Source organism: Streptomyces sp. NPDC034670 (assembly GCF_055574875.1).
Window position 1 is genome coordinate 11,300 of record NZ_JBVITR010000045.1, and the last position, 26,143, is coordinate 37,442.

A 26,143-nucleotide genomic window follows, 5' to 3' on the forward strand; every position below is an offset into this window, starting at 1 on the left:
CGTAGAGTCCCGGGGCCGTTACAGCCACACAACGCTGTTCGAGTGCGTCTGGGGGGAGCCCCCCCCCCCCCCCCCCCCCGCGTCAGCCGGTCATCGACCGCACCGTCGTGTAGACGTCGAAGACGGCGAGCGCCAGGGGCACCAGCGTCAGCAGCACGAAGCCCTCGGCGATCTCCAGGAAGCGGCCCCAGAAGGGCGTGAGTCCGCTGCGCGAGGCCATCAGGCCGATGGCGGTGATCAGCGCGGCCGCCGCGGCGATGGCCGCGACCAGCCAGACGGTGCGGATGTCGAGGTCGGTGCGGTCCCCCGCCAGCGCCTCGCGGACCAGCGCGTTCGGCGGGTTGAGCGCCAGGCCGAGGCCGAGCGCGACCAGGGAGCCGAGACCGGCGGCCAGGACGGTGGCGACCTGCGCGGTGTAGCGGAACAGCTGTGCGCGCATCAGCAGGGCGATTCCGGTGGCGAGGGCCAGCAGCTGCGCCCAGAGGCCGTCGGAGAAGCCGAGCACCAGGGCCGCGCCGACCGCGACCAGTGAGCAGCCGCCGACCAGGCCGACGAGGAGTTCGTGGCCGCGCCGGGCCTGGGCCTCGATGCGTTCGGCGTCCACCGGTTCGTGGGGCTCGGGGTCGGCGCCGTACGCGCTGCGCGGGGCGGTGTCCGGTGCCTCGAAGCCGATGGGCAGACGGGCGAAGCGCAGGGACACGCCCGGCAGGAAGGCGAGGGCGCCGATGGCGACGGGGGCGCACAGGGCGGCGATCTCGGCCGGGGTCCAGTTCCACAACAGCGCCGCGAAGGTGGCGATCAGGGCGAGGCCCGAGGCGGCCGCGAAGGCGACGAACGGGCCGTCGCCGCGCGGGGAGCACAGGGTGAGGATCACCGAGGCCACCAGCACCGCCGCACAGGCGAGCAGGAACTGGAGCTTCCCGATGCCCTGCCCCTCGGAGAGCGACAGCAGGCCGGAGCCCGCCACGCCCACGTTGGGGAGTGCGCCGAGCCCCAGCGCGACGGCCGCGGCCCGGTCGTCGTAGACGCGGGCGCGGACGCAGCCGAGGACGACGAGGAGGACTCCGGCGACGCCCGCGAGGACGCCGGGGAGGCTGTGCATGTCGTGCCGCGGGTCGGCGGTCCAGGCGACGAAGGCGAGCAGGGCGGGCAGCACCCCGCCGCCGACGAGGCCCGCGGCGCGCGTGAGGTCGCCGCGCCACAGGGAGCGGTCCCGGGTCACCGCGGAGGCGACCGCTTCGGAGACGTCGTCGATGACGGCCGGCGGCAGCGATTCGGAGAAGGGCCGGAGGGTGAGCAGTTCACCGTCGAGAATGCGCTGCGCCGTGAAGGAGCGGGAACTGTCGAGGACGGTGCCGTCGCGGCGGACGAGGTGGTAGCCGACCGGGGCGCCCTCGGCCACGGTCTGCCGGGAGAGGCGGAGGATCTCCGGGTAGAGGTCGGCGACCGGGACGTCGTCGGGCAGCGCCACATCGATCCGGCTGTCGGGCGCGACGATGGTGACCCGGCAGAAGCCGAGCCCCGTCACCGCCCCGGGAAGGGCTCCCCGGTCCGGTCCGCCCGTGCCGGTGGCCGCCGTGGAGGCCGTCGTGCTCACCTGCTGCTCCCCCTCAGTGCTGCTGTGTCTGCGGTGTGAAGGTCCTGCGCCTCTTTCCCGGCGTCCGCCGCGGGACGGGGCGGTGCGGGACGGGCGGGAGGCCGTCCGGCGGAGCCCGGCGTCCCCGTGCCGCGTCACATCTCACGGAATGCCCCATACATCCGTCCGGGTCGGCATGTGCTCACGCGAACATCCGGCACCCTACCGCCCGCCGGTGCGTGGTGGGATCAGTAGGATCACGCGGCGGCCCTCGTCCGCCTGACACGGGGTGGCGGACGACAAACCCGGCGGGCCGGCAAGGGAATTGGTGAGCAGTGAGCCAGATCGTCGTGAAGCGTCCGCCGCGGGCGCTGCCGCCGGAGGTGCCCACGGGCGAGGTCGTCGTGCAGCCGCCGCCCGAACTGCCGCGGGGGCACCAGGAGAGCGTGCTGATGCAGCTGCTGCCGACGCTCGGCATGGGCGGCTCGGTCGTCTTCTTCTTCACCAGCGGGCAGCCGTTCATGCGGATCATGGGCATGGTGATGATCGCGTCGACGATCGCCATGTCGATCGCCATGGTGGTCCGCTTCCGCCGCGGATCCCAGGGCCAGCTCGCCGATCTGCGCCGCGACTACCTGAGTTACCTGTCGCGGACCCGCCGGACCACCCAGGAGACGGCGAGGGCGCAGCGGGACGCCCAGTACTACCTCCACCCCTCCCCCGAACAGCTGTGGGCACTGGTCGCCGAGGGCAGCCGGGTGTGGGAACGGCGGCCGGGCGACGAGGACTTCGCGCAGGTGCGCATCGGTCTCGGCCCGCAGTCCCTGGCCACCCCGCTGATCGCCCCCGAGACGGGTCCGGTCGATCAGCTGGAGCCGCTCACGGCGGGCGCGATGCAGCGGTTCGTCGCGGTGCACGGCACCCTGGACGACCTGCCGATGGCGGTCTCCCTGCGCGCCTTCTACCACGTCGTGCTCGGCGGCGAACCGGAGTCCGTGCGGTCCTGTGCCCGCGCCCTGACCGGTTCGCTCGCCTCCCTGCACTCCCCCGAGGACCTGATCGTCGCGGTCGCGGCGGGCCGGGAGGCGCTGCCGCACTGGGAATGGGCCAAGTGGCTGCCGCACGTGCAGCTTTCCGGTGTCACGGACGGCGCCGGCTCCCGCCGTCTGATCAGCGGTGATCCCCGTGAGCTCGAGGACCTGCTGGCCCCGCGCCTGGCCGGGCGCCCCCGCTTCCACCCGAACGCCGCGCCCCTGCCGGACACCCCGCACGTCGTCGTCGTGCTCGACGGTGTCTCCCTGCCGCCGGACTCCCTGCTGGCGGGCCCCGAGGGGCTGCAGGGCGTGACGGTCGTCGAGGTGACCGAGGGAGAGCCGGCCGGTGCCCGCGGAGACCTCTCCGTCGTCGTGCGGCCGCGTTCGCTGCACCTGGAGTCGGCGCACGGCGTCGTCTACGAGGGGACGCCCGACGTCCTGTCGTACGAGTCCGCGGAGGCGCTGGCCCGGCAGCTGGCGCCGCTGCGGATGGCGTCCGGCGGGGACGACGACGAACCGCTGCTGGCGAACCTGGAGTTCACGGACCTGCTGAACCTGGGCGACGCCGCCTCCGTCGACACCCGGCGCACCTGGCGGCCGCGGTCGCAGGCGGAACGGCTGCGGGTGCCGATCGGGGTCGGTGAGGACGGGCGTCCGGTGATGCTCGACATCAAGGAGGCGGCCCAGGAGGGCATGGGCCCGCACGGCCTGTGCGTCGGCGCCACGGGTTCCGGCAAGTCGGAGCTGCTGCGCACGCTGGTGCTGGGCCTCGCGGTCACCCACTCCTCCGAGACCCTGAACTTCGTCCTGGCGGACTTCAAGGGCGGCGCCACCTTCGCCGGGATGGCGCAGATGCCGCACGTGGCGGCCGTGATCACCAACCTGGCGGACGACCTGACCCTGGTCGACCGCATGGGCGACTCCATCCGCGGCGAACTGAACCGCCGTCAGGAGATGCTGCGCGACGCGGGCAACTACGCCAACATCCACGACTACGAGAAGGCCCGCGCGGCGGGCGCGCCGCTCCAGCCCATCCCGTCGCTGCTGCTGGTCATCGACGAGTTCAGCGAGCTGCTGACCGCGAAGCCGGACTTCATCGACATGTTCGTGCAGATCGGCCGCATCGGCCGGTCGCTGGGCGTGCACCTGCTGCTGGCCTCGCAGCGGCTGGAGGAGGGCCGGCTGCGCGGTCTGGAGACGTACCTGTCGTACCGCATCGGTCTGCGCACCTTCTCCGCCGCCGAGTCGCGGGCGGCCCTGGGCGTGCCGGACGCGTACGAGCTGCCGAACGTGCCGGGATCGGGGTTCCTGAAGTTCGGCACGGACGAGATGGTGCGGTTCAAGGCGGCGTACGTCTCGGGCGTCTACCGCTCCGGAGGGCGGCAGGACGCGTCGGCGGGCGGGCCGCTGCCGGTGGACCGGCGGCCGGTGCTGTTCACGGCGGCGGAGGTGCCGGTGCGGTACGCGCCGGTGCCGCGGCAGCGGACGGGGCCGGCGGACGGGGCCGGCGAGGTGGACGACGCCCTGGCGGACACCGTGCTGGACGTCGTCGTGCGCCGGCTGGAGGCCCAGGGTCCGGCGGCCCACCAGGTGTGGCTGCCGCCGCTGGACAGCCCGCCGTCGCTGGACGGGCTGCTGCCCGGCCTCACCGCCGTGGAGGGCCGGGGCCTCACCCAGCCCGGTTACGAGGGTGCCGGGCGGCTGGTGGTCCCGGTCGGCCTCGTCGACAAGCCGTACGAGCAGCGCCGTGACCCGCTGTGGGTGGACTTCTCGGGCGCGGCGGGCCACATGCAGATCCTCGGCGGCCCGCAGTCCGGCAAGTCGACCCTGCTGCGTTCGCTGGTCTGTTCCTTCGCCCTGACGCACACGCCGCACGAAGTCCAGTTCTACGGGCTGGACTTCGGCGGTGGCGGCATGTCCGCGCTGGCCGGGCTGCCGCACGTCGGCGGCATCGCCTCCCGTCTGGACCCGGAGAAGGTGCGGCGCACGGTGGCGGAGGTCTACGGCGTCCTGACCCGCCGGGAGGAGTACTTCCGCACGTCGGGCATCTCGTCCATCGCCGAGTTCCGGACCCGGCGCGCCCGCGGCGACATCTCGGTCACCGACCAGCCGTGGGGCGACGTCTTCCTGGTCATCGACGGCTGGGGGAACTTCCGCGCCGACTACGAGGCACTCGATCAGGTGATCCTCGACATCGCCGCCCGCGGCCTCGGCTACGGCATCCACCTGATCCTGTCGGCCTCCCGTTCGATGGAGGTCCGGTCCGCCCTCAAGGACAACCTGCTGAACCGGCTGGAGCTGCGGCTCGGTGACACGATGGACTCCGAGCTGGACCGCAAGGTGGCCGCGAACGTCCCCACCGGCGTGCCCGGCCGCGGTCTGTCGCCGCAGAAGCTGCACTTCATGGCGGCCGTGCCGCGCATCGACGGCCTGACCTCCGACACGGACCTGGCGGACGCCACGGCGGCGCTGGCGGCCGAGGTGTCCCGGCACTGGCAGGCGCCGGGCGCGCCCGAGGTCCGTCTGCTGCCGCGCGAGTTCCCGGCGGACCAGCTGCCCCCGGGCGACCGCTTCCCGAAGCGCGGCATCGCCTTCGCGCTCGACGAGGACAACCTGGAGCCCGTCTTCGTCGACTTCGACCAGGACCCGTTCTTCCTGGTCTTCGGCGAGAGCGAGTCCGGCAAGTCGAACCTGCTCCGTCTGCTGATCAAGCAGCTGACGGCGCGCTACCCGGGTGACGAGTGCAAGTTGTTCGTCGTGGACAACCGGCGCTCCCTGCTGGGCGTCACCCCGGACTCCCACCTCGCCGAGTACATCCCGATGTCCAACGCCATGGAGCACCACATGGTGGCCCTGGCCGACCTGATGAAGCGGCGCACCCCCACCGCCGACGTGACCCCGCAGCAGCTGCGGGACCGCAGCTGGTGGCGGGGCCCGACGGTGTACGTGGTCATCGACGACTTCGATCTCGTCGCCACGTCGAGCGGCAACCCGCTGAGCGGTCTGACGGAGCTGCTGCCGTTCGCCCGGGACGTGGGGGTGCGCTTCATCATCGCGCGGTCCACGGCCGGCGCGAGCCGTGCCTCGTACGAGGCGTTCATGCAGCGCATCAAGGAGCTGGGGGCCCAGGGCGTCGTCCTGGCGGGCGACCCGGCCGAGGGCGACGTGCTGGGCGGGGTGCGGCCGCGGCCGATGCCCCCGGGGCGGGGCGTGTTCGTCTCCCGGCGTCGGGGGCGGCCGCTGGTGCAGACGGGGCTGGTGGCGGAAGAGGGGTTCTGATGGTCGGGGGCGGTGTGCTGCTCGTTCTGATCGCTCTCTGGCTCGCCGGAATGGGTCTGCTCGATCAGAAGGCGTTGTGGCGGCGCTTCCAGGCCCGTCGTTTCAGCGACCCGGCGGCCCACGAACCCCCGGAGTCGGGGTATCGGGCAAGGCGTGTGGTCCTGCTCGTCCTCGCGGCGGTGACGGCCGCGACGGCGGTGGTGGTTCACCAGCATCGACTCCTTCCAGTCCGGTGGCGTCAGGGACTGAGGCCGAGGGGATGCGTGCGGTTCCTCGCGGAGGCGCCGCACGGTAGGTAACCGGTACGGCCACGTTTGACTGACGTCGACAAGGAGCGAGCCCATGGCATGGGACGAGTGGGAACAGTTGAAGGCTCAGGCTGCCGACCGGCAGCCGACGCGCATGCAGTTGAATCAGGCGCCCGCTCAGGAACCGGGCACCGGCGGCAAGCCCGACCTGGTCGCGCGGCAGGACGACCTCGGCGCCGTGGGGCACGACGCTTTCGTCCTGCACGGCGACCTCGTGAAGAAGGTGGACATCGCCGGTGCCGGTATGAACTCCGACCATGCCGGTTCCACGCACCAGGCGGCGTCAGCACTGTCCGGGTCCAACTTCACCATGGGCGACGAACTCATGACGACACTGACGGTCTGGGAGAGCCAGGTGAAAGCGGTCCGCCAGGCCTGTGCCCACATCTCGAACCACCTGGACTTCAGCAAGAAGCTGCACGCCAACGACGATGCCGGGATCGCCGCCGTCATCATGAGGCGTGACGGTTCCGAAATGCCCGTCTCGGAACTCAGCAAGTACTTCAAGTAGCACGGGGGATTCCGGTTGTGTCCATCACCTACAACGACCTGATGAAGGTCGACCTCGGCAAGCTGGGCAGCGCGGTCTCGGACTGGAAGAAGGCGGTCACCAACCTGAGACAGCTTGAGGCCGATGCCCGCGACGGCCTCAAGAAGAAATCCGACCGAGCTCGCTGGGAAGGTGTGAACGCCGGTGTCACGCGGGAGTTCGTGAACAAGACCGCCAAGGAGTTCGCGGACCTCCACACGGAAGCCAACAGTATCTTCCAGGTCTTGGACGACGCCCACCGCGAGCTTGTGGCACTGCAGAAGGGTGTGCGCACACTCACCGCCGAGGCCAAGGAGAAGGGCTACACCGTTCAGGACAACGGCGACGGAACGGTGAGCGTGGGAGTCCGGCCCAAGTCGGGCGCCGACGCGAAGGACGGCAAGGACGACACGAAGGAGGAGCGGCAGCACTACGCCGACTCCATCACGAGGAAAGTCGCCCACGCCCATGACATCGACGTCTCCGCCAAGCTGGCGCTCAAGCGGGCGCACGGGAGTGACCCGTACAACGCCGGTCACGCGAAGTACGAGTCCCTCAACGACGCGCAGGTCGAGCGCGCCTTGGAACTCGCCAGGAAACGTGAGGACATGTCCGACCGTGAACTCGCGGAACTGAACAGGCTGCTGCGCCACAACGGACGGGAGAAGGACGGCGAGTTCGCGACCGAGTTCTTCGAGGGGCTGGGCGGACCGAGGCAGACACTCGAGTTCTATGCCGCCTTGTCGACCGACGGCACCGGCCAGGACGCTTCCAAGACCCGACTGGCCGGCGTGCAGGACCTCCAGAGGTACATGGGACACGCCCTGGCCAACGCGACCGACCCCTACACCCCGCAGAGCGTCCGGGGGGACCGGCAGCACCTTCCCTCGTGGTGGGGTGCGGAGTTCCGCAGGCTGGGCACCCAGGAGATCGAGTGGGAGCGCGGCATGTGGAGCAAGCCCTACGGATACCAGGTCCTGGGCGGCCTGCTCCGCTACGGGAACTACGATCCGGCCTTCCTGACTCCCATCGCGGAGCACGTCACCCAACTGCACCAGGACGATCCGCACCGCTTCCTGTCCAACAAGCCCGCCGGCAGCGACGACCGCTACGGGTTCAACCCCTCCGGAAAACTCGGCAGCGGCAATGATCCACTGAACAGCGTCCTGGAGGCCCTGGGGCACAGCCCCGAGGCGGCCGAGCAGTTTTTCACGGAGAAGCCCACGGCGTACAACGAGGACGGCACGATCAAGTCCGGGGGCAAGCCGGACTTCAAGTCCTACCTCGACCTCTTCACGGACAAGGACTTCGAGTGGACGATCGACAGGAACACCACCAACGTCCTGGCGGATGGAGAGGCGTCGGCCAAGGCTCTCAACTTCGGGCCGAACGCCTTGGGCCATGCCCTTGAGGCCGCCGCGACAGGTCATCCGTACGACAGTGACACGGTCGATCCGTCGGTCAAGCACAGCAAGGCACAGGCGGAACTGGTCCACGACATCGTGGAGAAGTTCGCCAAGAGCCCGGACCTGCTGACGCACAACATGAACGGGGACTTGGAGGACGAGAAGACCGGCCCGCTTTACGCGCTGCGGGACAGCCTGGGCAACATCGCGGCTGATTACATGGGGGATTTCCAGCGGTCGATGTATATGGAGAGCTCCGACAGCAAGGTATTCCCGGTCAACGGCGCGGCTGCCGACCTGGAACCCGGTAATGCTCAAAAGTTCCTCGGCCTGGTCGGGCAGGACCCGGACGCATATAGCGCCATCACTTCCGCGCAGCAGGCATACACCACGACCGTGGTCCACGAGTTCTTGAAGGTGGAGGGGAAGGACCTCACCGCAGAGGACGACTCTCGCGTCGGTAATCTGGTCGCGCCGGGTGCTGCCATTGCGGGAATCATGAGCAACTCGCGGGCAGATGCGATCTATGACTACCACACGGCCTCGAACAAAGAGTACAACGAGGCAGTGGCCGACAACGCAAAGTGGGTCAACCGAATCGTGGGATTGGGGACGGGAGCCATTCCAGCCCCCTTCTCCATCGTGGGAGAACCAGTCAACTGGCTGGCAGAGGACGTGTCCGAGAGCGTCATGAAGAGCGTTGAGAAGGATACGACGGATAAGGCTGAGCACGACGCAGGAAAAGAATATTCGAAGGGAAGGGCAGCAGTGACGGAAGCTTCAGCGAAATCCGTCACCAGCTACTTCGAGCATCACGAAGGGTTTGATCAGAAAACGATGGACGCCATCGACCGAGCCGTTCGGACTCAAGCCGGACTGAGCCATTCTGACGGCGCCCAGTGGAATTCTTCAGGAGATGGCACGTGAGACAGATCAGCTCTCCGGCTCCCTTCACCAGAGATCGCTCCCTACGATCACCGCAAGGAAACAGAAGGCGGGGGAAAATTTTGCCATCGAAGAGACTGCTCAGCACAGCCCTCCTCTTCACCTTGCCCCTTGCCGCCTGTGACTCACCAGAGGAGGAACTCTCCTACCCGGTACCGGACAACATCTGCGGAGTCCCCGCCGACAAGGAAGTCCTGAAAACCTTGCTCGACGACGGTGACAAGATGGAACAGGACCCCGGCCACTTCACCCTTACTGAAGGCCAGTTCTGTCACATGTACGTGGATGGGAACGACTCCGTGGTCAGCGACGCCGAATGGCACGAGAGTGGATATGAACTGCACGACCTCTTCGAGTACTTCGAAGTGAAAGGGCTACGTTATTTCAAGGGCGGCAAGTATGCCTCTTGGAACTTTGGTGTGGCAACGGTGATCCCATGCCCTGGAGTCAGCGAGAAGGGTGACGTCGTGTCCGTACAGGTCAACGATCTGCAATGGAACAAGGATTCGCAAACCCAGTTGGAAAAACTCGCCCCCTCCTACTTCGACGCTTACAAGAAAAAGCTCGGCTGCCCATCCTGAGGATGGGAGCGGTGAGGCCGGACAGCCGGTCGGGATGCGGTTGAATCAGTACCCGACAGTTCCGGGAGGCTTTCCGGGGCCCGTGGGCGCCGACCAGTCGACCAAAGGGACCTGGCGTCCAGGTCCCGCTCAGCAGAAGGCCGCGGCCGGAGCCAACGAGGAGCACATCGAGCCCGGCATCCGTAAGACCGACGCCGCGGTCAAGGGGTACTCTCCGCGAAGGACGGGGCGGGGGGAGCACCTCCGCGGCACTGAAGAAGACGCACCAAGACCTGGAGTGATCAGGCTCAAGGCCTGATGAACCGCCTGAGAAGCGAGAAGAAAGCTCTGCGCAGCACCAACCTCCTGCTCTGGAGAACCGACTTCGACGCCGCCCTCGGGTTCACAATTCGTCCAGGCTGGGCCGCTACTGAGCCACCGTACCCACCACCAGTTTTTTGCGCTGATGCGCACCACACGAGTCCCGCGTCGGTGTACCACGAGACCACGACGACCGACTTGGCCGCGCTCACACGGCAGCCGACACTCGGGACGGCGTGGCCAAGGAATTCAGTGATCATCGGTACGGCAGGCCGACTCATGGATGGGAATGTGAACCAGGCAAGGCGTCTCGGGGGCAAGACGACAATCGCTGTTCTGTGCGTCATCGGCCTCATGGCAGGGCTGGGCGCATGGCTGTCCATCGGTTCCCACGCAGATGAGGACTCCTGCCGAAAGCTGCTACAGCACGAGCGCATCCCCACAGCTCTCGCCTCGGCCTATGAATCCGACTTGGGCTGCGCGGAACTCGGCACCACCATCGAGCGGGCGACGACCGGGCCGCGGGCCGGGCAGCGTTCACTGGCCCATGCCCAGGCGATGAAGGACGTCCTGGTGGCGATCAGCGACGTCATCGGGGAAGACCCTGCTCCCCTGCATCGACAGTTGGCCGGCCCCGTTTCGGCCGCACTGGCCGGCTACACCGAAGACATTTACGCGATCCTCGCACCCGGTTCTCCGGAGTACATGCGCCGCGCGCTGCCCTCCGAAGGGGCGTGGAAGGACTCCGAAGGCGTACACATGTCGATCTCGCGCGGCTGACGCTCCGGACAGGCCCGGTCCTGCCGTGCTGAGACGCACTACAGGGTGGACACCTCCCGCGCGTGTCCACCCTGTTCGTTTCTCTGCGTGCGCTGTACGCGTTCCGCGTGCTTCCTGCGGTCGGCCTACAGGAAGTAGCTGGCGCCCTTCAGGTCGCCGCCGCGGTAGTCGCCGCCGGCGGCGCCGACCCGCTGGGAGATGCTGATCAGGGCCTGGTGGATGCCGTTGGCGTGGCGGTCCCACTCCTTGGTCTTCTTGGTGAACTCCTCGTACGCCTCGCCGCCCCAGCCCGCGGCCGCGTCGAGCACGGCCTTCTTGAGCGCCTCGAGGTCCTCCTCGAGCTTCTTGGCCTGGTCGCCGAGCTCGGTGGCGAGCGCGTCCATGGTGCCGTAGGAGACGGCGAGCTCGTCGTAGTGGGCTCCGGACATGTTTTCCTCGTTTCGTTGAAGACCGGAAGGTGGTCGGTGGCTCGCGTCAGTAGCTGCTGAGTGCCGAGGTCTTTCCGCCGAGGTCCTCCACCGAGATCTTGGTGATGTCGGCCTCGATCTGGCTCTCGAGGTTCCGCTTGTCCTTCTTGTTCAGCTCGATGCCCTCGAGGAAGTCGTCGAGCATCCGGCCGATCGCGGCCATGTGACGGTTGATCTCCGTCTGCTTCTTGTCGAAGGCCATGGCGCCCTGACCCGTCCAGTTCTTCTCGATCATGTCGATCGTCCCCTGGAGGCGGGCGAGAGACTGCCTGATGGAGTCGTACCGGTCGATGACGTTCGTCTGGAGCTTCTGTACCTGGGCTTCGTAAAGCTTGCGGCTGTCAGCCATGTCGGCGGTCCCTTTCGTGAGAGCGGTGGTGCGGTGTGGTGCGGCACCGTGTGGTGGTGGGTGGTCGGTCGTGCCCGTGCCGGGCCGGCTGTTCCGTGCGCCTTTCCTACGCGCCTCGCCGGGAGCGGATCACGACGAAGGCACCGCCCCCGATCACCAGGACCGCCGCTGCGGCTCCGAGGGCCACCCAGAGGGTGGTGTTGTCGGAGGAGTCCTTGCCGGAGGCAGTTGCTGATGTCTGGTCGCCCTGGCCGTCGCTGTCCGCCGTTTCCGTTCCCTTGGAGGGATCGGGCGACGGGGAGGTGGAGGCGGCCACCGGGTTGCCCGACTCGTCCAGCAGGCCTACGGCGTTCTCCCGGGCGAGGGGGTCGGTGTTCGCCGGGCCGGGATCGAAGTTCTTGTCCTCCAGCACCTTGCGGGGACGGATCAGGCCGTAGCCGAGGTACGTGCTCGGGTCGTCCCTGGCCCAGTCACGGCCGGCGGTGTCGATGAGGCTGGCGAGGACCTGGTTGGCGGTCCAGTCGGGGTGAGCGGACCAGATGAGGGCGGCAGCGGCGGAGGTGAGGGCGGTGGCAGCACTCGTTCCAGCCTGGTCGCAGTACGAGCGGAAGGTCTTGTCGCACCAGCCGAGTACGTTCAGCCCTGGAGCCGCCAAGTCGACGTAGTTGCCGTGCTCCGAGAACTTCGCGACTTTCCCGGACTCGTCCGATGCGGCGACACCAACCACGTAAGGAAAGGCGGCAGGATACTCGATGAGGTTTTCGCTTTCCGCATCGTTACCTACGGAGGCAAACATCAGCTTACCCTTGGAGTGGGCGTATTTTACAGCTTTTTCCATTTCGGAGTCGCCGCCGCCGCCAAATGACATGCTGATAATTTTGGCGTCACTATCAGCTGCTGCTCTAATCGCCTCAGCTGAGCTCGGAGCCTTACTTATCTTTTCCTTGTCCTTCACCGTTTCGGTGAACATGATCCTGTAAGGAACGATTTTGGCTCCGGGTGCAAGCCCTTTCAGGCCTCCCCCTACGCCGGTACCGGCAATCAGTTCCGCCATGGTAGTTCCGTGGCCATCATAATCCTCAGTGGCCCCATAAGCGACGGATTGTGGCACTTCGTCCGCGAGGACCTGCCCTCTCAAGGAGGGAGTTTCAGGGTTGACACCAGAGTCGATGACCGCGACCTTAACCCCTTTTCCGGTGCTCGTTTTCCACATCTCCTCGGCCTTCATCGCCGACAGATACCACTGCTGCGACTGGGTGTCTGCAGCTGCCGCACCGGATGTCAGACCTGTCGACAGGAGCACCACAGCGCCAAGGGCTGAGTAAACGCCAGCGCCCCGCACCCTGCACCGCCCCCGAAAGGGCGCGCTCCGCCTAGCACCTCGGCTGAACCTTGACACCATGCTTCTGTCTGTCCTTTTTCAATCTGATCAGTCGGTCGCCGAAGTGTCACCGCGCCGCTCATCACGACGTGAATGACCCGTGCTGGAGCCGCGGTTTCCTGTGGCACCACGTTGTGCCCCGAAGCCCTCAGAGGTGCGTCCGCTGCTCCTTGTGCTGGAGATCCTTCCATTGGGCATTCCGACGACACCATCGGAGCTGCCCGCGGGGCGGCGGGGCGCCTGGCCTGTGTTGTTCGACGTCGTAGGAGGTGCTCCGATCACCCCGTGCTGACCGGGCTTCTGTCCGGTCGCACGCGGACCGGACACACCTTCGCCACCGACGACTGTGCCGCGTGGCAGCTTGGGGCCGTTTCCGGTAGGTGCAGCGCCAGCGATAGGCCGTCCTCCGACAACGCCATCGTTGTTGCGTCCGGGGCCACTGCGGTTGGGCGGTGTGGCTCCCATGACACCCATGGGCCCACGGGGGACACCGCCAGCGTGCCCGGGCACCGGCCCTAGGGGTTTCGGCACCCCACCGACGATGCCACGTCCTACGGAACCAGGGCCGTGGCTCCCTGCTTGACCCGGCAGAGCAGCACGTCCTACTTGCCCCAGCGGACCAGCCCCGCGGCTTCCCCCTGGCCCCGGTGCGGCGGCACGTGGACTCTGTCCCACAGGACCGGCTCCTGTACGAGCTGCCGGACCATTTCCTGCTGCACCTCCGGCTCGTCCCTGTGCCGATGGAGGAATCTTGGCTGCAGGCATGCCGCTGGGGCCCGTGGTGCGCCCGGCGGTCCCACGAAAGGCGGGTGAGGGCGCGCTGGGGGCAATGGGGGGGATCGCTCCCTGCTGTCCGGCGGGACCAACCGTCGCCGGCGGTGTGGCCGTGGCCGGCTTCATGGCTTCCTGCGGCGACAACACACCGACGCTGTTGATCTCCGTGCCGACTCGTTGATCTGGACGTACGACGAAATTTGCAGCTTCCCTGGAAGCAGGCGCCAGATCACCTACCGCCTGGGACCGCCCGGCAGGTGAGTTAATCGGCTCTCGGCCCACGGTCGCCGGGTCACTGGTCCCTGAGAGTCCAGGAACTTCCCGCTCCTGAGGAGGATCCACTCGGTCCCTGCCCGACGGCGGCGGCACCCCCACGTCCGGCATCTTCGGGAACACCGGTTCCTCGGCCGCCTGCATCGCTCCCGCCGACACCGTGTAGTACGACGCCAGGCGGTACATCTGGTTGATGGCCTCCTGGCGGTGCTTCTCCGCCTTGACGGCCGCCGTGTACTCGGCGTTGCCGTCGACCCGCTTGGCCTCGGGGATGTCGTCGACGGTCTTGGGGTCGGTGCGGTCGTCGCGCGGGGGCATGGACTTGCGGACGGAGGCGAGGCCGGAACTGGCGGCCAGGACCTGGGTGCCGACGACGTCGGCGTAGTCGGCGATGCCCTCGGCGGTCTTGACGAGGCTGTTGGCCCACTTGGTGAAGGCGGTGTTGGACTCGCCCTTCCAGTCGACGCCGCCGATGTTCTTCTCCAGTTCCCCCGCCGCTTTCCTGATGGCGTCACGAGCCTCGACGAGGGCCCCGGCCGCCGACTCCAGCAGTTCGGGGTTGGCGGACTCGACGATGTCGACCATGTCGTTGAGGTCGTAGCCTTCGAAGTTGGTGGAGCCGAAGTGGAGGCCCCTGTGGGAGAAGGGGCCGAAGGGGCTGACGACCCTCGTCATGTTCGTGATCGCGTCGAGCGCGCCGTTCTGCGCCTGGGCCTCCTGGCGCTCCTCCAGGTAGGGGTCCGGCTTCTTCTTGTCCCCGCTCATCAGTACCCCGCGTCGGTGCGGTCGGCGCGGTTGCCCCGCTCAAGCTGCTGGTCCAGCATCTCTTCCCGCGTCTGGTTGACCTCGAGTCGGATCTTGTGGAACCGCCGGCGCTGTTCCTCTTCGAGGTTGTCGAAGGTGACGTCCACGCCGTGCACGGCGATGCGCATGGCCTCCAGCTGGAGTCCCAGCGACTTCGAGAGCGCGGTGATCCTCTCGTGGACCCGCTCGTACTCCAGGTGGAGCCGCTTGCCCTCCGGGAAGGCTCCGCTGCCGAAGGCGTTCTCCGGCAGGCTGTGGGAGCCGACCTTGGACGGGCCGCCCGCCGATTCCTCGAAGGCGGCGAGCAGGTCGTCCACGCGCTTCTTGAACGTCGACAGTGCCATCACGCCGCGGCGCACGTCCGCGGCGCCTGCGCCCATGTCCTCAGGAAACCCCACGTTGTTCCTCCCCGTTTTCCCCGTGTCGCGGCCGGTCCTGCGCAAGTCACCGGGTGGATGCACCGCTGGAGCGCTCACGACCGCTGCGGCCCACTCTAGTGACTGACACCGACAGCCCCAACTGCCATATGCGGACGCGGTGCTGTCACCTGGCGGACGTTCGTTGCTTCTTCACCCGGTCGATACGGTTCCCCCAGGATCGCGGGACGTCCGGACGGCTATCGAGCGCTGTTCGTCACGTCGCGGTGCGGTCGCTGCGCACGCCCGTGCCGCGGGCGCGTCTGCGGGCGTCCCGGATCGCCACCGCCGTCCCGCCGAGACCCGCGACCAGGATCGCCGCACCGACGGCCACGTAGGTCGCGAGGCGGGCGTTGCGCTCGTCGGCGGTTTCGCCGAGCGGCAGTTCGGCCGCGGCGGGGGCCTCGGCCCTGACCAGGCCCTCCCTGGGGCTGGGGGACTCGATCGGCCGGTCGTCCTCCGTCAGCGCGCGGACGGGGTCCACCACGCCCCAGCCGACCAGGCGGTCGTGACCGGCGATGGTGCGTTCCGCGGTCTGCTCGATCTGGGCGACGATCTGACGCTGCGTCCAGTCGGGGTGCTTGGCCTTGAGGAGCGCCGCGACGCCCGCGACGTACGGCGCCGAGAAGCTGGTGCCGTTGTCGGAGCAGTGGCCCCCCCGGGGGACGGTGGAGATCATGTCGACGCCCGGGGCCGCCACGTCGACGAAGTCGCCGGACTGGGAGAAGGGCGCGCGTTCGTTGTTGCGGTCGGAGGCGGCGACGGCGAGGACGCCCTCGTAGGAGGCGGGGTAGGTCTTCTTGACGTTGCCGCCGGCTCCGTCGTTGCCCGCCGACGCGACGACGACGATCTGGCGCTCCAGGGCCTCGTTGACGGCTGCTTCGAGGTCGGGGTCCGGCTCGGCGGCGTCCGAGGTGTCCTGGGAGATGTTGATGACGTTCGCCTTCACCTGGATGGCGTGGCGGATCGCCGCGGCGAGGGTGCCGGTGTCGCCGTGGCCCTCCGCGTCGTTCTGCTGGATCGGGATGATGGTCGCCTCGGGGGCCAGGCCCACGAAGCCGGTCCCGGCGGCGGGGCGGGCGGCGATGATGCCGGCGACCTTGGTGCCGTGGCCGACGGTGTCGGTGGTGCCGTTCTCGCTGCCCCGCTCGATGGGGTCGCCGTCCTCGTCCTTGAGGCCCCTGGGCAGGAGGTTGCGGCCGCTCTTCACGTCCACCGCGTCCTTCAGCTGCGGGTTCCTCACGTCGACGCCGGTGTCGATGACGGCGACCCGGACGCCCTTGCCCTTGGACCGGCTCCACAGTTCGTCGAGCTGGACGCGTTGGAGGGACCAAGGGCGTCCCGGGTAGGCGTCGTTGGGGTATTCGCACTGGTCGGAGAAGGAGTCCGCCGCGGCGGACGGGGACGCGAGGGCCACGGGGGACGCGAGGGCCACGGGGAGCGTCAGCAGGGCGATCGCGGCGGCCGTCGTCCGGCGGAGGGGCGGGCGTGTGTGTCGCATGACGGCGTCCTCCTGCTACGAGCCCTGCGGCTGGCGTGCCGCCGCCGTGGACAGGCGGGGTCCGGTGGGGAGGAACGCGGACCAGGCGGCGGGGATCGGCGCGGGGTCCACGTCGGCGTAGCCGAGGCGTGTCTGGGCCTGCTGGGCCTCCTGCTCCAACTGCTTGCGCTCCTCGGCCGACATGCCGATGCCGGCGTCGTCGGTGGCGCTGTCCGCGTTGGACTGCAGCACGTAGCGCAGGCCGGTGTCGGTGACCAGGAAGACGGGGCCCGCCTTCGTCTCCGTGCCCTGGAACTGACGGTAGAGCTGGCCGGAGCCGGGGGTGACGTAGGCGCTGGAGGAACCGGCGGGGAGGTCGGCGGGGAAGTCGGTGCCCGCCCAGGTGCTGAGGGTGGTGGTGCCCTTGTCGCCGACGCCGCGCAGGACGTTGCAGACCGTGTTGCGGCTGCCCTGGGCGTCCGACGCCTCGTTGACCGGCCGGGGGGTGCCGGTGGGCCAGTCGTGCCCGGTGCCGAAGGGTTTGCCCGGGACGATCGCTCCGGGGCTCGTCTCCAGCGCCTGGCCGGCCTGCCCGACCTGCGCCAGGTCCTTGCTGAACAGCAGCAGTTGGGCGACGAAGGCGGAGACCGGAGCGACCCTGCGGGGCAGCACGACGTAGTACTGCTCCTTGTTGTTGTCGAACGCCTTGAGCACGGTGCCGACCCGGTTCGCCGACGCGTCGAGCTGGCCGGGGGCGTTCGCGGGGTCGCCGGGGGCACCCTCGATCTCCGGGAAGGTGATCGGGTCGCCCTGGTGCAGGGTCGCCAGCCACTCCCGGGAGACCCGCTGGGGCTCGCGGCCGGAGCCGACGACCGTGCGGAGCAGCAGTTCCAGCTCGTCGCCGGTGTCCACCTCGTCGACCCGGTACGCCGTGCCGCCCGCGTCCACGACGAAGCGGTGGCCGTCGGGGTCCGCCACGTAGAGCAGCTGTCCGCCGGTCAGCTTCTGCTTGCCCTCGGTCAGTTCCTTCTCCCGGTCGGCGAGGACCAGCGCGGCCTTCTGGATGGACCGGCCGCCCGCGCTCGGGCGCTCGCAGACGACCCACCGCTTGGCGGCGCCCGCCTCCTCGCCGGAGGGCAGGCGGTCGGGGGCGTACGGGATGCCGATGGTGGCGCCGTGCGGGATCTTGCCGTTGTCGAGGAGCGACTCGCTGACGGTGACGACGTCGCCCTTGCCGGGGGCCAGGAGGAGCTTGGCGGAGGCCATGTTGAGCACGGGGTGCAGCTGGACCTCGTCGCCGGTCTTCAGCACGACGTACCGGGTGGTCGACTTGCTGGCGATGATCACCTTCTCGTTCGGGGTGTCCCAGCCCTTGGGCGCGGTCGGCTTGAACATGCCCCAGGCGCCGAACACGGCCATGACGATCACGCCGACGACGAGCCCGGGCACGACGCCCCGCAACGGGCGCGGCGCTCCTTCCTCCGAGCCCTGCGGGAACGACTGGACGAAGGCCGCGAGCAAGCGGCGCTTCGCGAAGGTGTAGGCGTTGAGCTGGTCCCGCCGAGATGCCATGGATGCGTGTCTCTCCCCGTGTTCCGCCCGAGTTCCGCCTGGGCGGTGCCGGGGGCCGCCGTCCCCCGCCCGCCGATGTCGGACCGGCCCCCTACTATGCCTGGTACGGAGAGCGACTTGGGGAGCGGGTAGGGTGCCTGGGCCCCTCAGGGGCCTGGTGCAATGCTGGAATTCCAGTGAGTTGTAAGCAAATTGGGGGGATGGAGTGATGGCTTCCGGGACTCGGGCGCCGAGCCGTGGCCGGATCCGGGCGCGCGGTTCCGCCGGACCCGGGACGGGAGCGACACGGCAGGCGTCCGCGCGGGGCGGTCTCCATCTCACGGTGCGCACGGGCCGTCCCGGTTCGTTCCGGCTGCAACGGATCGTCCTGCTGGAGCTCGCGGCCGCCGTCCTCCTCACCGGGTGGGCGCTCGGCCCCCTGGTCCTGGTGCCCGCCGCCGTCGCCGCCGTGGTCCTGGTCCTGCTCGCCTTCGTCCGCCGCCGGGGCCGTTCCCTGCCCGAGTGGATCGCCACGGCGCGGGGCCTGCGCTCCCGGCGGAGGAGCGCCGCGAAGCTGGTGGTGCCGCCCGGCACGGAGCCGGGCCTCGCCCCGGCCGTGGAGTGCGATCCGAGCCTGCGCACGTACGCGTACGGCGGCCGGGAGCGGCGGCCCGTCGGTGTCGTCGGGGACGGGACCTTCGTCACCGCCGTGGTGCAGGTGGAGGCCGACGCCACGGCCCTGCGTGCCGAGCGGAGCCGGCGGCCGCTGCCGCTGGCCCTGGTGCGGGACGCGCTCGAGGTGGACGGGATCCGCCTGGAGTCGGCGCAGGTGGTGCTGCACACCCAGCCCGCGCCCGCGCTGCACCTGCCGCGTCAGTCCGTGGCGGTCAGCAACTACGCGCCGCTGCAGGAGCAGACCGGCGCTCCCGCGGTGCGCATCACCTGGATCGCGCTGAAACTGGACCCGGAGCTGTGCCCGGAGGCCGTGGCGGCCCGGGGCGGCGGCCTGACCGGCGCGCAGAAGTGCGTCGTGCGCGCCGCCGACCACCTCGCCAGCCGGCTGACCGGCGCCGGGTTCCGTGCCACGGTGCTCGACGAGGAGGAGCTGACCTCGGCCATCGCCACCTCGGCCTGCGCCAACCCGCTGGTGACGGCCGAGGCGGGACGGGCGGACCGGCAGGAGCGGCGTACCGAGGAGTCCAGCCGCAGCTGGCGTTGCGACAACCGCAGGCACACCACGTACTGGATCCGCAGGTGGCCCCCGCTGGGCGGGGAGCGCGGGGTGTCGCTGCCCCAGTTCGTCGCACGGGTCACGGCGGTGCCCGCGCTCGCCACCACCATCAGCATCACCCTCGCCCCCGCGGACCGGCGGGAGATGTCGCTGAGCGGCCACCTGCGGGTGACCGGGCGCAGCGCCGAGGAGCTGACCGCGGCGCGGCGGGCGCTGGAGGGCGCCGCCCGGGAGGCGGGCGCGGCGCTGACCCGGCTCGACCGGGAGCAACTTCCCGGCGTACTCGCCACTCTGCCCCTCGGAGGTGCCCGGTGACGGCCATGAGGACACGGACCGCCGGCGGATCCGGCGCGCACGGCGCACCGGGAGCGGCCGGTGGTCCGGGGGCAGTCGGTGGTCCGGGGGACGCACAGGTCCCGGCCGCGGCCGGGACGCCGCAGTCGGCCGGCCGGCGGGCGCAGGAGCTGCTGCGCACCGGCTTCGGCCTGCTCGGCCCGCGCCACGGACGGCACACCCTGTCCGCGGACGACCTGGACACCCTGGCGCTCCCCATCGGGGACGACGGCGTCGTCATCGGGGTGGACGCCGAGGGACAGCCCGCCGTCCTGGGGCTGAACCGGCCCACGCCGTACGACGTCGTGCTCATCGGAGGCCTGTGGACGGCCCAGGTGTTCGCGCTGCGGGCCGCGGCGACCGGCGCGCGGGTGGCCGTGGAGACCGGACGGGCACAGGCCTGGACCCAGATGGTGCACGCCATGGGCGGTGGTCAGAACGGGCTCGCGGTGTACGACGTGGGGCGGGTGCCACCGCAGGGCGCCTCGGCCGGCACCCCGGTGCTGGTGGTGCGGGACTGCGGCATGCGGCCCCCGCGGGGGCGCGTGGTGTCCGGTCCCTGGCAGTCGGTGCTGACGCTGCTGCCCTACCTCAGCCCCGTCGCGCCCCGGCTGCTGCGGCAGGCCCGGCTCGTGGGCGTCCAGCGGATATCGCCGGACGAGGCCGGGGAGTTGGGCCGCACGATGGGGTTGCCCCGGACCGACGTCGACTCCCTGCCGACCCTCGCCGACGGCGTCACCCTCTGGTGCTCCGATCGCGACCGGCAGTACGTGATGACGCAGCCGACCGATGCGGAGATCGGGCTGCTGGGCACGCCGCGGCGGATGGACTGACGGCACGGCCGGTCGGCGGCACGGGGACGGGGTGACCCGGCGAGCGGCAAGCGCCTTCCTGGTGAGGGGAGTTCGGAGCGGCCGATCGTTCTCGTCCGGCACGCCGGGGCTCCGGACCGGTGTCGCCGGGCCGGGCGTGGCGGAGCGCACGCGCACCGAGCGGTGGACGGGTCTGCCGGGGGGCCGGTCGTGGTGATTAGGCTGGGATCGGGCGCGGCGCCTGAGCCTGTGGACCGGGTGTCGGCGCCCCAGGGGGAGCCGGTGGACCGGCCGACCGTGAATCGGACGGCCTCGCAGCGACCTCGAACGGCCTCGAACGACTTCGGATGACGAGAAATGGTCGCATCAGCACGGCACGAGGGTGCGCGACCACACCAGGAGGAACTGTGAGCAGCGATCGGGACGGGACGCGCGGGGGCTGGGCGACACCCGGCGATGACCAGCCCGACGCGGAGTCCGCCGTCGAGGCGACGGGCGAGTTCACCATCGACTACGCGCCGCCGGCCTGGTACACGCAGAACGCTTCGGGCGGTTCGGGCACTTCGGGGGACTCGGGGACGGGGGCGTCCTCGGCGCCTGCCGCGTCGTCCTCCCCGGACCCCTCGTCCTCCCCCGGTGCTTCCTCCGGTCCTTCCTCCGGTCCTTCCTCCCCCGTGCCGCCGGCTCCGGCCTCGCCGCCGACCGCGGGGCCCTCTCCCGTTCCGGCGCCGGGAGCGCCCTTCACGCCGCCCCCCGCGCCCGTGCCGGGGGCGCCCTTCACCCCGCCCGCACCGCCTGTCGGGGAGCCCGTGGCCGTGCCCGGTCTTCCGGTGGGGAGCGGATTCGAACCCCGGCCCCGGGAGGAGCAGGAGCCCTGCGAGGTGCCGGCGCCGCCGTCCTCGCCCGCGGCCGGGGAGGAGCCCGGCAACGGGGACCTCGAGAGCGGTGCCACCCTCCGGTTCTCCGCCGCCGCGCTGAAGCGGGAGATCGAGGAGCGGGAGGCCGGGGCGGAGGCGCCGTCCGCGCCGGCCACCGACGGGGACCGGGGCGAGGCCGGTGGCGCGGACGCCCCGGCCGGTGCGGCGGGCAGCCAGGAGGCGGGCGAACCGGGAGGGACCCCCGGTGCTCCCGACGCCTCGTACGGCTCCGACGAGGACCGTCCCGCCGATGTCCCCTCCTCCGAGGGCGCGGAGGAAGCGGAGAAGCCGGAGACCCCGCAGGACGCGGAGAACGCGGACGCCGGGGACGCCGGGGTTTCGGTGACCGACGTGGAGGAGACCGCCGCGTCGGCGGCCCCGGAGGCCGGGCCCGGGGACACGGCGCCCGCGGCGGGTGACGGAGCGGCGGCTGCCGGAGGGGAGGACGCCGAGCCGGTCGACGCCGCCGCCGCGCCCTCCGGCGCTCCCCCCTCCGACCCTCCCCTGGACGCCGCTCCGGCCGCACCCGACGCGCCGCCCGCCTGGACGCCCCCGGCGCCGCAGGGAGTGCCCCCGGTGCCGCCGGCGTTCCCCGCCGCCCCGGCGCCCGCGGCCCAGTGGCCCGCACAGCCGCCGCAGGCACCGGCCCAGCCGGCACCGGCCCAGGACCAGCCGGTCGTTCCCGCCCAGCAGCCGCCGTTCCAGCCGCAGGCTCCGCAGCCCGCGCCCGCCGCCTGGAACAACGCACCGGGTGCACAGGCCCCACCGCACCAGGTGCCCGCCCAGCCCGCGCAGCCGCCCGCCCCGCAGCCCGGGTACGGCTTCCCGCCCGCCGGTCCCGCCCCGGCCCCGACTCCCCCGGCCCAGCCCGGCAGTTACGGCTTCCCCCAGCAGTCGCCCCCGCAGCAGGGGCAGCCGCAGCATCCCGGTGTGCCGCCGCAGGCCCAGCCGAACCCGCAGGTCCCGCAGGCCCGTCCGGGCGCGCAGGCTCCGCAGGGCGCCCCGCAGCCGCAGCCCCCGCACGCCGGCCTGCCGCCGCAGCAGCCCGTCGATCCGCGCGTCGGGGCCGCCTGGCCGCAGCCGGTGCGGCACGACCAGCGGCAGCCGACCAACCCCGGTGCGGCGCCGCTCGGTTACACCGCCGCCGTGGAGCTGTCGTCGGACCGGCTGCTCAACAGCAGGAAGCAGAAGGCGAAGAGCAGCCGCCCGGCGACCGGCGGGTCGCGGTTCAAGCTGGGCGGCAAGAAGGAGGAGGCCGAGCGGCAGCGGAAGCTGGGGCTGATCCGCACGCCGGTGCTGTCCTGCTACCGCATCGCCGTCATCAGCCTCAAGGGCGGTGTCGGCAAGACGACCACGACCACCGCGCTCGGCGCCACCCTCGCCAGCGAGCGCCAGGACAAGATCCTCGCGATCGACGCCAACCCGGACGCCGGTACGCTCGGTCGCCGCGTGCGGCGCGAGACCGGGGCCACCATCCGTGACCTCGTGCAGGCGATCCCGTACCTCAACTCCTACATGGACATCCGGCGGTTCACCTCGCAGGCGCCCTCCGGTCTGGAGATCATCGCCAACGACGTCGACCCCGCCGTGTCGACGACGTTCAACGACGAGGACTACCGGCGCGCGATCGACGTGCTCGGCAAGCAGTACCCGATCATCCTCACCGACTCCGGCACGGGTCTGCTCTACAGCGCCATGCGCGGGGTGCTGGACCTCGCCGACCAGCTCATCATCATCTCCACGCCGTCCGTGGACGGCGCGAGCAGCGCCAGCACGACGCTGGACTGGCTGTCGGCGCACGGGTACGCGGATCTCGTCTCGCGGTCCCTCACCGTCATCTCCGGCGTGCGCGAGACCGGAAAGATGATCAAGGTCGAGGACATAGTGGCGCACTTCGAGACGCGGTGCCGCGGTGTGATCGTGGTGCCGTTCGACGAGCACCTGGCCGCCGGTGCGGAGGTCGACCTGGACATGATGCGGCCGAAGGTGCGGGAGGCGTACTTCAACCTCGCGGCGCTGGTCGCCGAGGACTTCGTGCGCCACCAGCAGTCGCACGGCCTGTGGACCTCCGACGGCAACCCGCCACCGGTCGCCGCCCCGCCGCTGCCGGGGCAGCCCGTGCCGGGACAGCCGCCGCTCCCCGGACAGCCCGTCCCCGGACAGCCGGGACCGTACCCGCAGCAGCCCCCGCCGCAGCCCGGTCAGCCGTACGCCCAGCCGGGACAGCCGCCGGTCCCGCCCGGCCAGGGGTACCCGCAGGTCCCGGGACAGGGGTACCCGCAGGCTCCGGGCCTGCCCCACCCCCACCCCCAGCCCCAGCCCGGCCAACCGCCGCAGCCGCAGCCGCAGCCGCAGCCGCAGCCGCAGCCGCAGCCGCAGCCGGGGTACGGCTACCCCCAGCCCGGTCAGCAACCGCCCGCGCAGCAGTAGGTCGGGGCACCGCCGCTCACGTCCACCCGACCGGTCCCTTCCGTGGGACCGGTCCCCTCCTCGGCCCGCGCCGTTCGCACTCGGCGCGGGCCGCTCCGCGTTCCGGCGGGAACCCGGCGCCAGGCCCTGGCCAGGGACGCGTCAATGGTCTCGACCATTGGCCGCACAGCACTTGCCCGATCGTTATTTCCGCAGGCCACATGCGGTGCGCGCACCGTTGACGCCCGCAGTCGCCGCTGGTAGACACAGCTCACTTCACCACCTGATCAATCCGTCCTTCCCGTGCGAGCGATGACGCGAGGTCAGCGACCATGGAAACGAACGATCAGCACGGCGGCCGGCACCGCGCCCCGGGCCGCACCCGGCTCGTCATGGCGGCCGGCGCCGCGGCGCTCACCCTGACCGCCGGACTCGCCACCCCGCTCAACCCGGCGCCGCACCGGGCCGGCGCGGCCGACGACGGCAAGAAGGTGCTGACCGTCGCCGTGGCGCAGAGCGTCGACTCGCTCAGCCCGTTCCTGGCGGTGCGGCTGCTCAGCACCAGCATCCACCGCCTCACCTACGAGTACCTCACCAACTACTCCCCCGAGGACAACCGCGTCGTCCCGGGCCTGGCCACCGCGTGGGAGTCGTCCCCGGACAAGTTGACCTGGACGTACACCATCCGCTCCGACTCCCGGTGGTCGGACGGGAAGCAGGCCACCGCCGAGGACGCGGCCTGGACGTTCAACACGATGATGACCGACGCCGGGGCGGCCACCGCCAACGGCAGCTTCGTCGCCAACTTCGAGAAGGTCACCGCGCCGAGCCCGACGCAGCTGGTCATCAAGCTCAAGAAGCCGCAGGCCACGATGACGGCGCTCGACGTGCCGATCGTGCCCCGGCACGTGTGGGAGAAGGTCGACGACTACGCGAAGTTCAACAACGACAAGGACTTCCCCCTCGTCGGCAACGGGCCGTTCGTCCTCACCGACTACAAGGCCGACAGCCATGTGCGGCTGCGGGCCAACAAGGACTTCTGGCGCGGGGCACCGAAGTTCGACGAGCTGGTCTTCCGCTACTACAAGGACCAGGACGCGGCGGTGTCGGCGCTGCGCAAGGGCGAGGTGTCGTTCGTCGCCGGGTCGCCGTCCCTGACACCCGCCCAGGCCGCCTCGCTGAAGAAGGAGAAGGACGTCCACGTCAACGACGCCCCGGGGCGGCGCTTCTACGCGCTGGCCGTCAACCCGGGCGCCAGGGCGAGGAACGGCGAGAAGATGGGTGACGGACACCCCTCGCTGCTCGACCGGCGGGTGCGGCACGCGCTGTTCAGGGCGGTGGACCGCGGGACCATCATCGACAAGGTGTTCCAGGGGCACGCCGTGGAGGGCGCCGGCTACATCCCGCCCCGCTTCTCCCGGTACTTCTGGCAGCCGTCGGCCGACCAGGAGCTGGCGTACGACCCGGCGGAGGCGGCCCGCCTGCTCGACGAGGCCGGGCTCGAGAAGAACGGCGACGGCAAGCGGGTCGGCGAGGACGGCGAGCCGATCGCCTACCGGGTGCTGTGCCACGCCACCGACCCGAACGACAAGGCGATCGGCCAGTACCTCCAGGAGTGGTGGGGCGACCTCGGCATCGACGTCACCCTCGACTGCCTGGACAACGTGACCGACCCCTGGCTCGCCGGGGAGTACGACCTCGCCTTCGACGGCTGGTCGGTCAACCCCGACCCCGACTTCGTGCTGTCCATCCACACCTGCGCGGCGCTCCCGGCGACGCCGGAGGAGACCGGCGCGACCGACAACTTCATCTGCGACGAGGAGTACGACGAGCTCTACGCCCGGCAGCTCGCCGAGTACGACCCGGGCAAGCGGGCCGGAATCGTCCAGCGGATGCAGTCGCGGCTGTACGACCTCGGGTACATGAACGTCATGGCGTATCCGAACGCGGTGGAGGCGTACCGCACGGACCAGATCGAGTCGATCACCACCATGCCGGCGAAGGCGGGCAACATCTACGGCCAGGACGGTTACTGGAGCTGGTGGTCGGCGGTTCCGGCGGACTCCGGTGGCTCCCCGGGCGATTCGTCGTCGGCCGGCCTGGTGGTCGGGATCGTCGCGGGTGCCGCCGTCCTCGCGGGGCTGGGGGCGTTCCTGGGGATGCGGCGCCGGGCCACCGCCGAGGACCGTGAGTAGCGACCGGGCTCCC

General features: G+C 70.5%; 17 protein-coding genes. 9 read left to right on the plus strand and 8 right to left on the minus strand.

All coding sequences use genetic code 11. The annotated features are described in order from the left end of the window. Nucleotides 1-82: 82 nt before the first annotated feature. Nucleotides 83-1,597 (minus strand): type VII secretion integral membrane protein EccD, encoded by a 1,515-nt coding sequence (eccD, locus tag ACZ56B_RS25250; protein ID WP_468794951.1) that lies wholly within the window; start codon nt 1,595-1,597, stop codon nt 83-85. A 314-nt stretch (nt 1,598-1,911) separates the two neighbouring features. Between eccD and eccCa the strand changes: the two genes are divergently transcribed. From eccCa to ACZ56B_RS25275, 5 genes are all read left to right on the plus strand, one after another. Then, nucleotides 1,912-5,889 carry a type VII secretion protein EccCa gene (gene eccCa / locus ACZ56B_RS25255; protein WP_468794954.1) on the plus strand — a complete coding sequence of 1,326 codons (3,978 nt, stop codon included), beginning with the start codon at nt 1,912-1,914 and terminating at the stop codon, nt 5,887-5,889. Nucleotides 5,890-6,231: 342 nt separating this feature from the next. After that, nucleotides 6,232-6,708 carry a hypothetical protein gene (locus tag ACZ56B_RS25260; RefSeq protein WP_468794957.1) on the plus strand — a complete coding sequence of 159 codons (477 nt, stop codon included), beginning with the start codon at nt 6,232-6,234 and terminating at the stop codon, nt 6,706-6,708. A gap of 17 nt (nt 6,709-6,725) precedes the next feature. After that, nucleotides 6,726-9,059, plus strand: coding sequence for a hypothetical protein (locus tag ACZ56B_RS25265; protein ID WP_468794960.1), 2,334 nt, complete (start codon nt 6,726-6,728; stop codon nt 9,057-9,059). Continuing rightward, complete coding sequence (locus ACZ56B_RS25270; protein WP_468794963.1) at nt 9,056-9,658, plus strand: hypothetical protein; 603 nt, start codon at nt 9,056-9,058, stop codon at nt 9,656-9,658. The genes ACZ56B_RS25265 and ACZ56B_RS25270 overlap by 4 nt, the downstream gene beginning before the upstream one ends. Nucleotides 9,659-10,210: 552 nt before the next feature. Then, entirely contained in the window at nt 10,211-10,738 is a 528-nt protein-coding gene (locus tag ACZ56B_RS25275; RefSeq protein ID WP_468794966.1) for a hypothetical protein, read from the plus strand. A 125-nt stretch (nt 10,739-10,863) separates the two neighbouring features. Here ACZ56B_RS25275 and ACZ56B_RS25280 read toward each other — a convergent pair whose 3' ends face one another. From ACZ56B_RS25280 to eccB, 7 genes are all read right to left on the minus strand, one after another. Next, nucleotides 10,864-11,166: a WXG100 family type VII secretion target gene (locus tag ACZ56B_RS25280; RefSeq protein ID WP_468794968.1), complete on the minus strand. Its 303-nt coding sequence runs from the start codon at nt 11,164-11,166 to the stop codon at nt 10,864-10,866. A 46-nt stretch (nt 11,167-11,212) separates the two neighbouring features. After that, nucleotides 11,213-11,554 carry a WXG100 family type VII secretion target gene (locus ACZ56B_RS25285; RefSeq protein WP_468794971.1) on the minus strand — a complete coding sequence of 114 codons (342 nt, stop codon included), beginning with the start codon at nt 11,552-11,554 and terminating at the stop codon, nt 11,213-11,215. Nucleotides 11,555-11,660: 106 nt separating this feature from the next. Further along, complete coding sequence (locus tag ACZ56B_RS25290; RefSeq protein ID WP_468794974.1) at nt 11,661-12,860, minus strand: S8 family serine peptidase; 1,200 nt, start codon at nt 12,858-12,860, stop codon at nt 11,661-11,663. A gap of 123 nt (nt 12,861-12,983) precedes the next feature. After that, the gene (locus ACZ56B_RS25295) at nt 12,984-14,747 is read right to left on the minus strand and encodes a WXG100 family type VII secretion target (RefSeq protein ID WP_468794977.1); all 1,764 of its coding nucleotides are present in this window, start codon (nt 14,745-14,747) and stop codon (nt 12,984-12,986) included. Beyond that, a complete protein-coding gene (locus tag ACZ56B_RS25300; RefSeq protein WP_468794980.1) occupies nt 14,747-15,166 on the minus strand; it encodes a hypothetical protein in 420 nt (139 codons plus the stop codon). The genes ACZ56B_RS25295 and ACZ56B_RS25300 overlap by 1 nt, the downstream gene beginning before the upstream one ends. A gap of 253 nt (nt 15,167-15,419) precedes the next feature. Continuing rightward, complete coding sequence (mycP, locus tag ACZ56B_RS25305; RefSeq protein ID WP_468794983.1) at nt 15,420-16,703, minus strand: type VII secretion-associated serine protease mycosin; 1,284 nt, start codon at nt 16,701-16,703, stop codon at nt 15,420-15,422. Nucleotides 16,704-16,718: 15 nt separating this feature from the next. Next, nucleotides 16,719-18,254 carry a type VII secretion protein EccB gene (gene eccB / locus ACZ56B_RS25310; RefSeq protein WP_468794986.1) on the minus strand — a complete coding sequence of 512 codons (1,536 nt, stop codon included), beginning with the start codon at nt 18,252-18,254 and terminating at the stop codon, nt 16,719-16,721. A 208-nt stretch (nt 18,255-18,462) separates the two neighbouring features. Between eccB and eccE the strand changes: the two genes are divergently transcribed. The 4 genes from eccE to ACZ56B_RS25330 all read left to right on the plus strand — a co-directional run bounded on the left by eccE (nt 18,463) and on the right by ACZ56B_RS25330 (nt 26,130). Beyond that, nucleotides 18,463-19,779, plus strand: a complete 1,317-nt coding sequence (gene eccE, locus ACZ56B_RS25315; RefSeq protein ID WP_468794989.1) for a type VII secretion protein EccE — start codon at nt 18,463-18,465, stop codon at nt 19,777-19,779. After that, nucleotides 19,776-20,630 (plus strand): hypothetical protein, encoded by an 855-nt coding sequence (locus tag ACZ56B_RS25320; protein ID WP_468794992.1) that lies wholly within the window; start codon nt 19,776-19,778, stop codon nt 20,628-20,630. Before eccE ends, ACZ56B_RS25320 begins: the two co-directional genes overlap by 4 nt. Before the next feature lie 386 nt (nt 20,631-21,016). Continuing rightward, on the plus strand, nt 21,017-23,956 hold the full coding sequence (locus ACZ56B_RS25325) for an SCO5717 family growth-regulating ATPase (protein ID WP_468794995.1): 2,940 nt from the start codon (nt 21,017-21,019) through the stop codon (nt 23,954-23,956). Nucleotides 23,957-24,267: 311 nt separating this feature from the next. Next, nucleotides 24,268-26,130, plus strand: coding sequence for an ABC transporter substrate-binding protein (locus ACZ56B_RS25330; protein WP_468794998.1), 1,863 nt, complete (start codon nt 24,268-24,270; stop codon nt 26,128-26,130). The last annotated feature ends 13 nt before the right edge of the window (nt 26,131-26,143 follow it).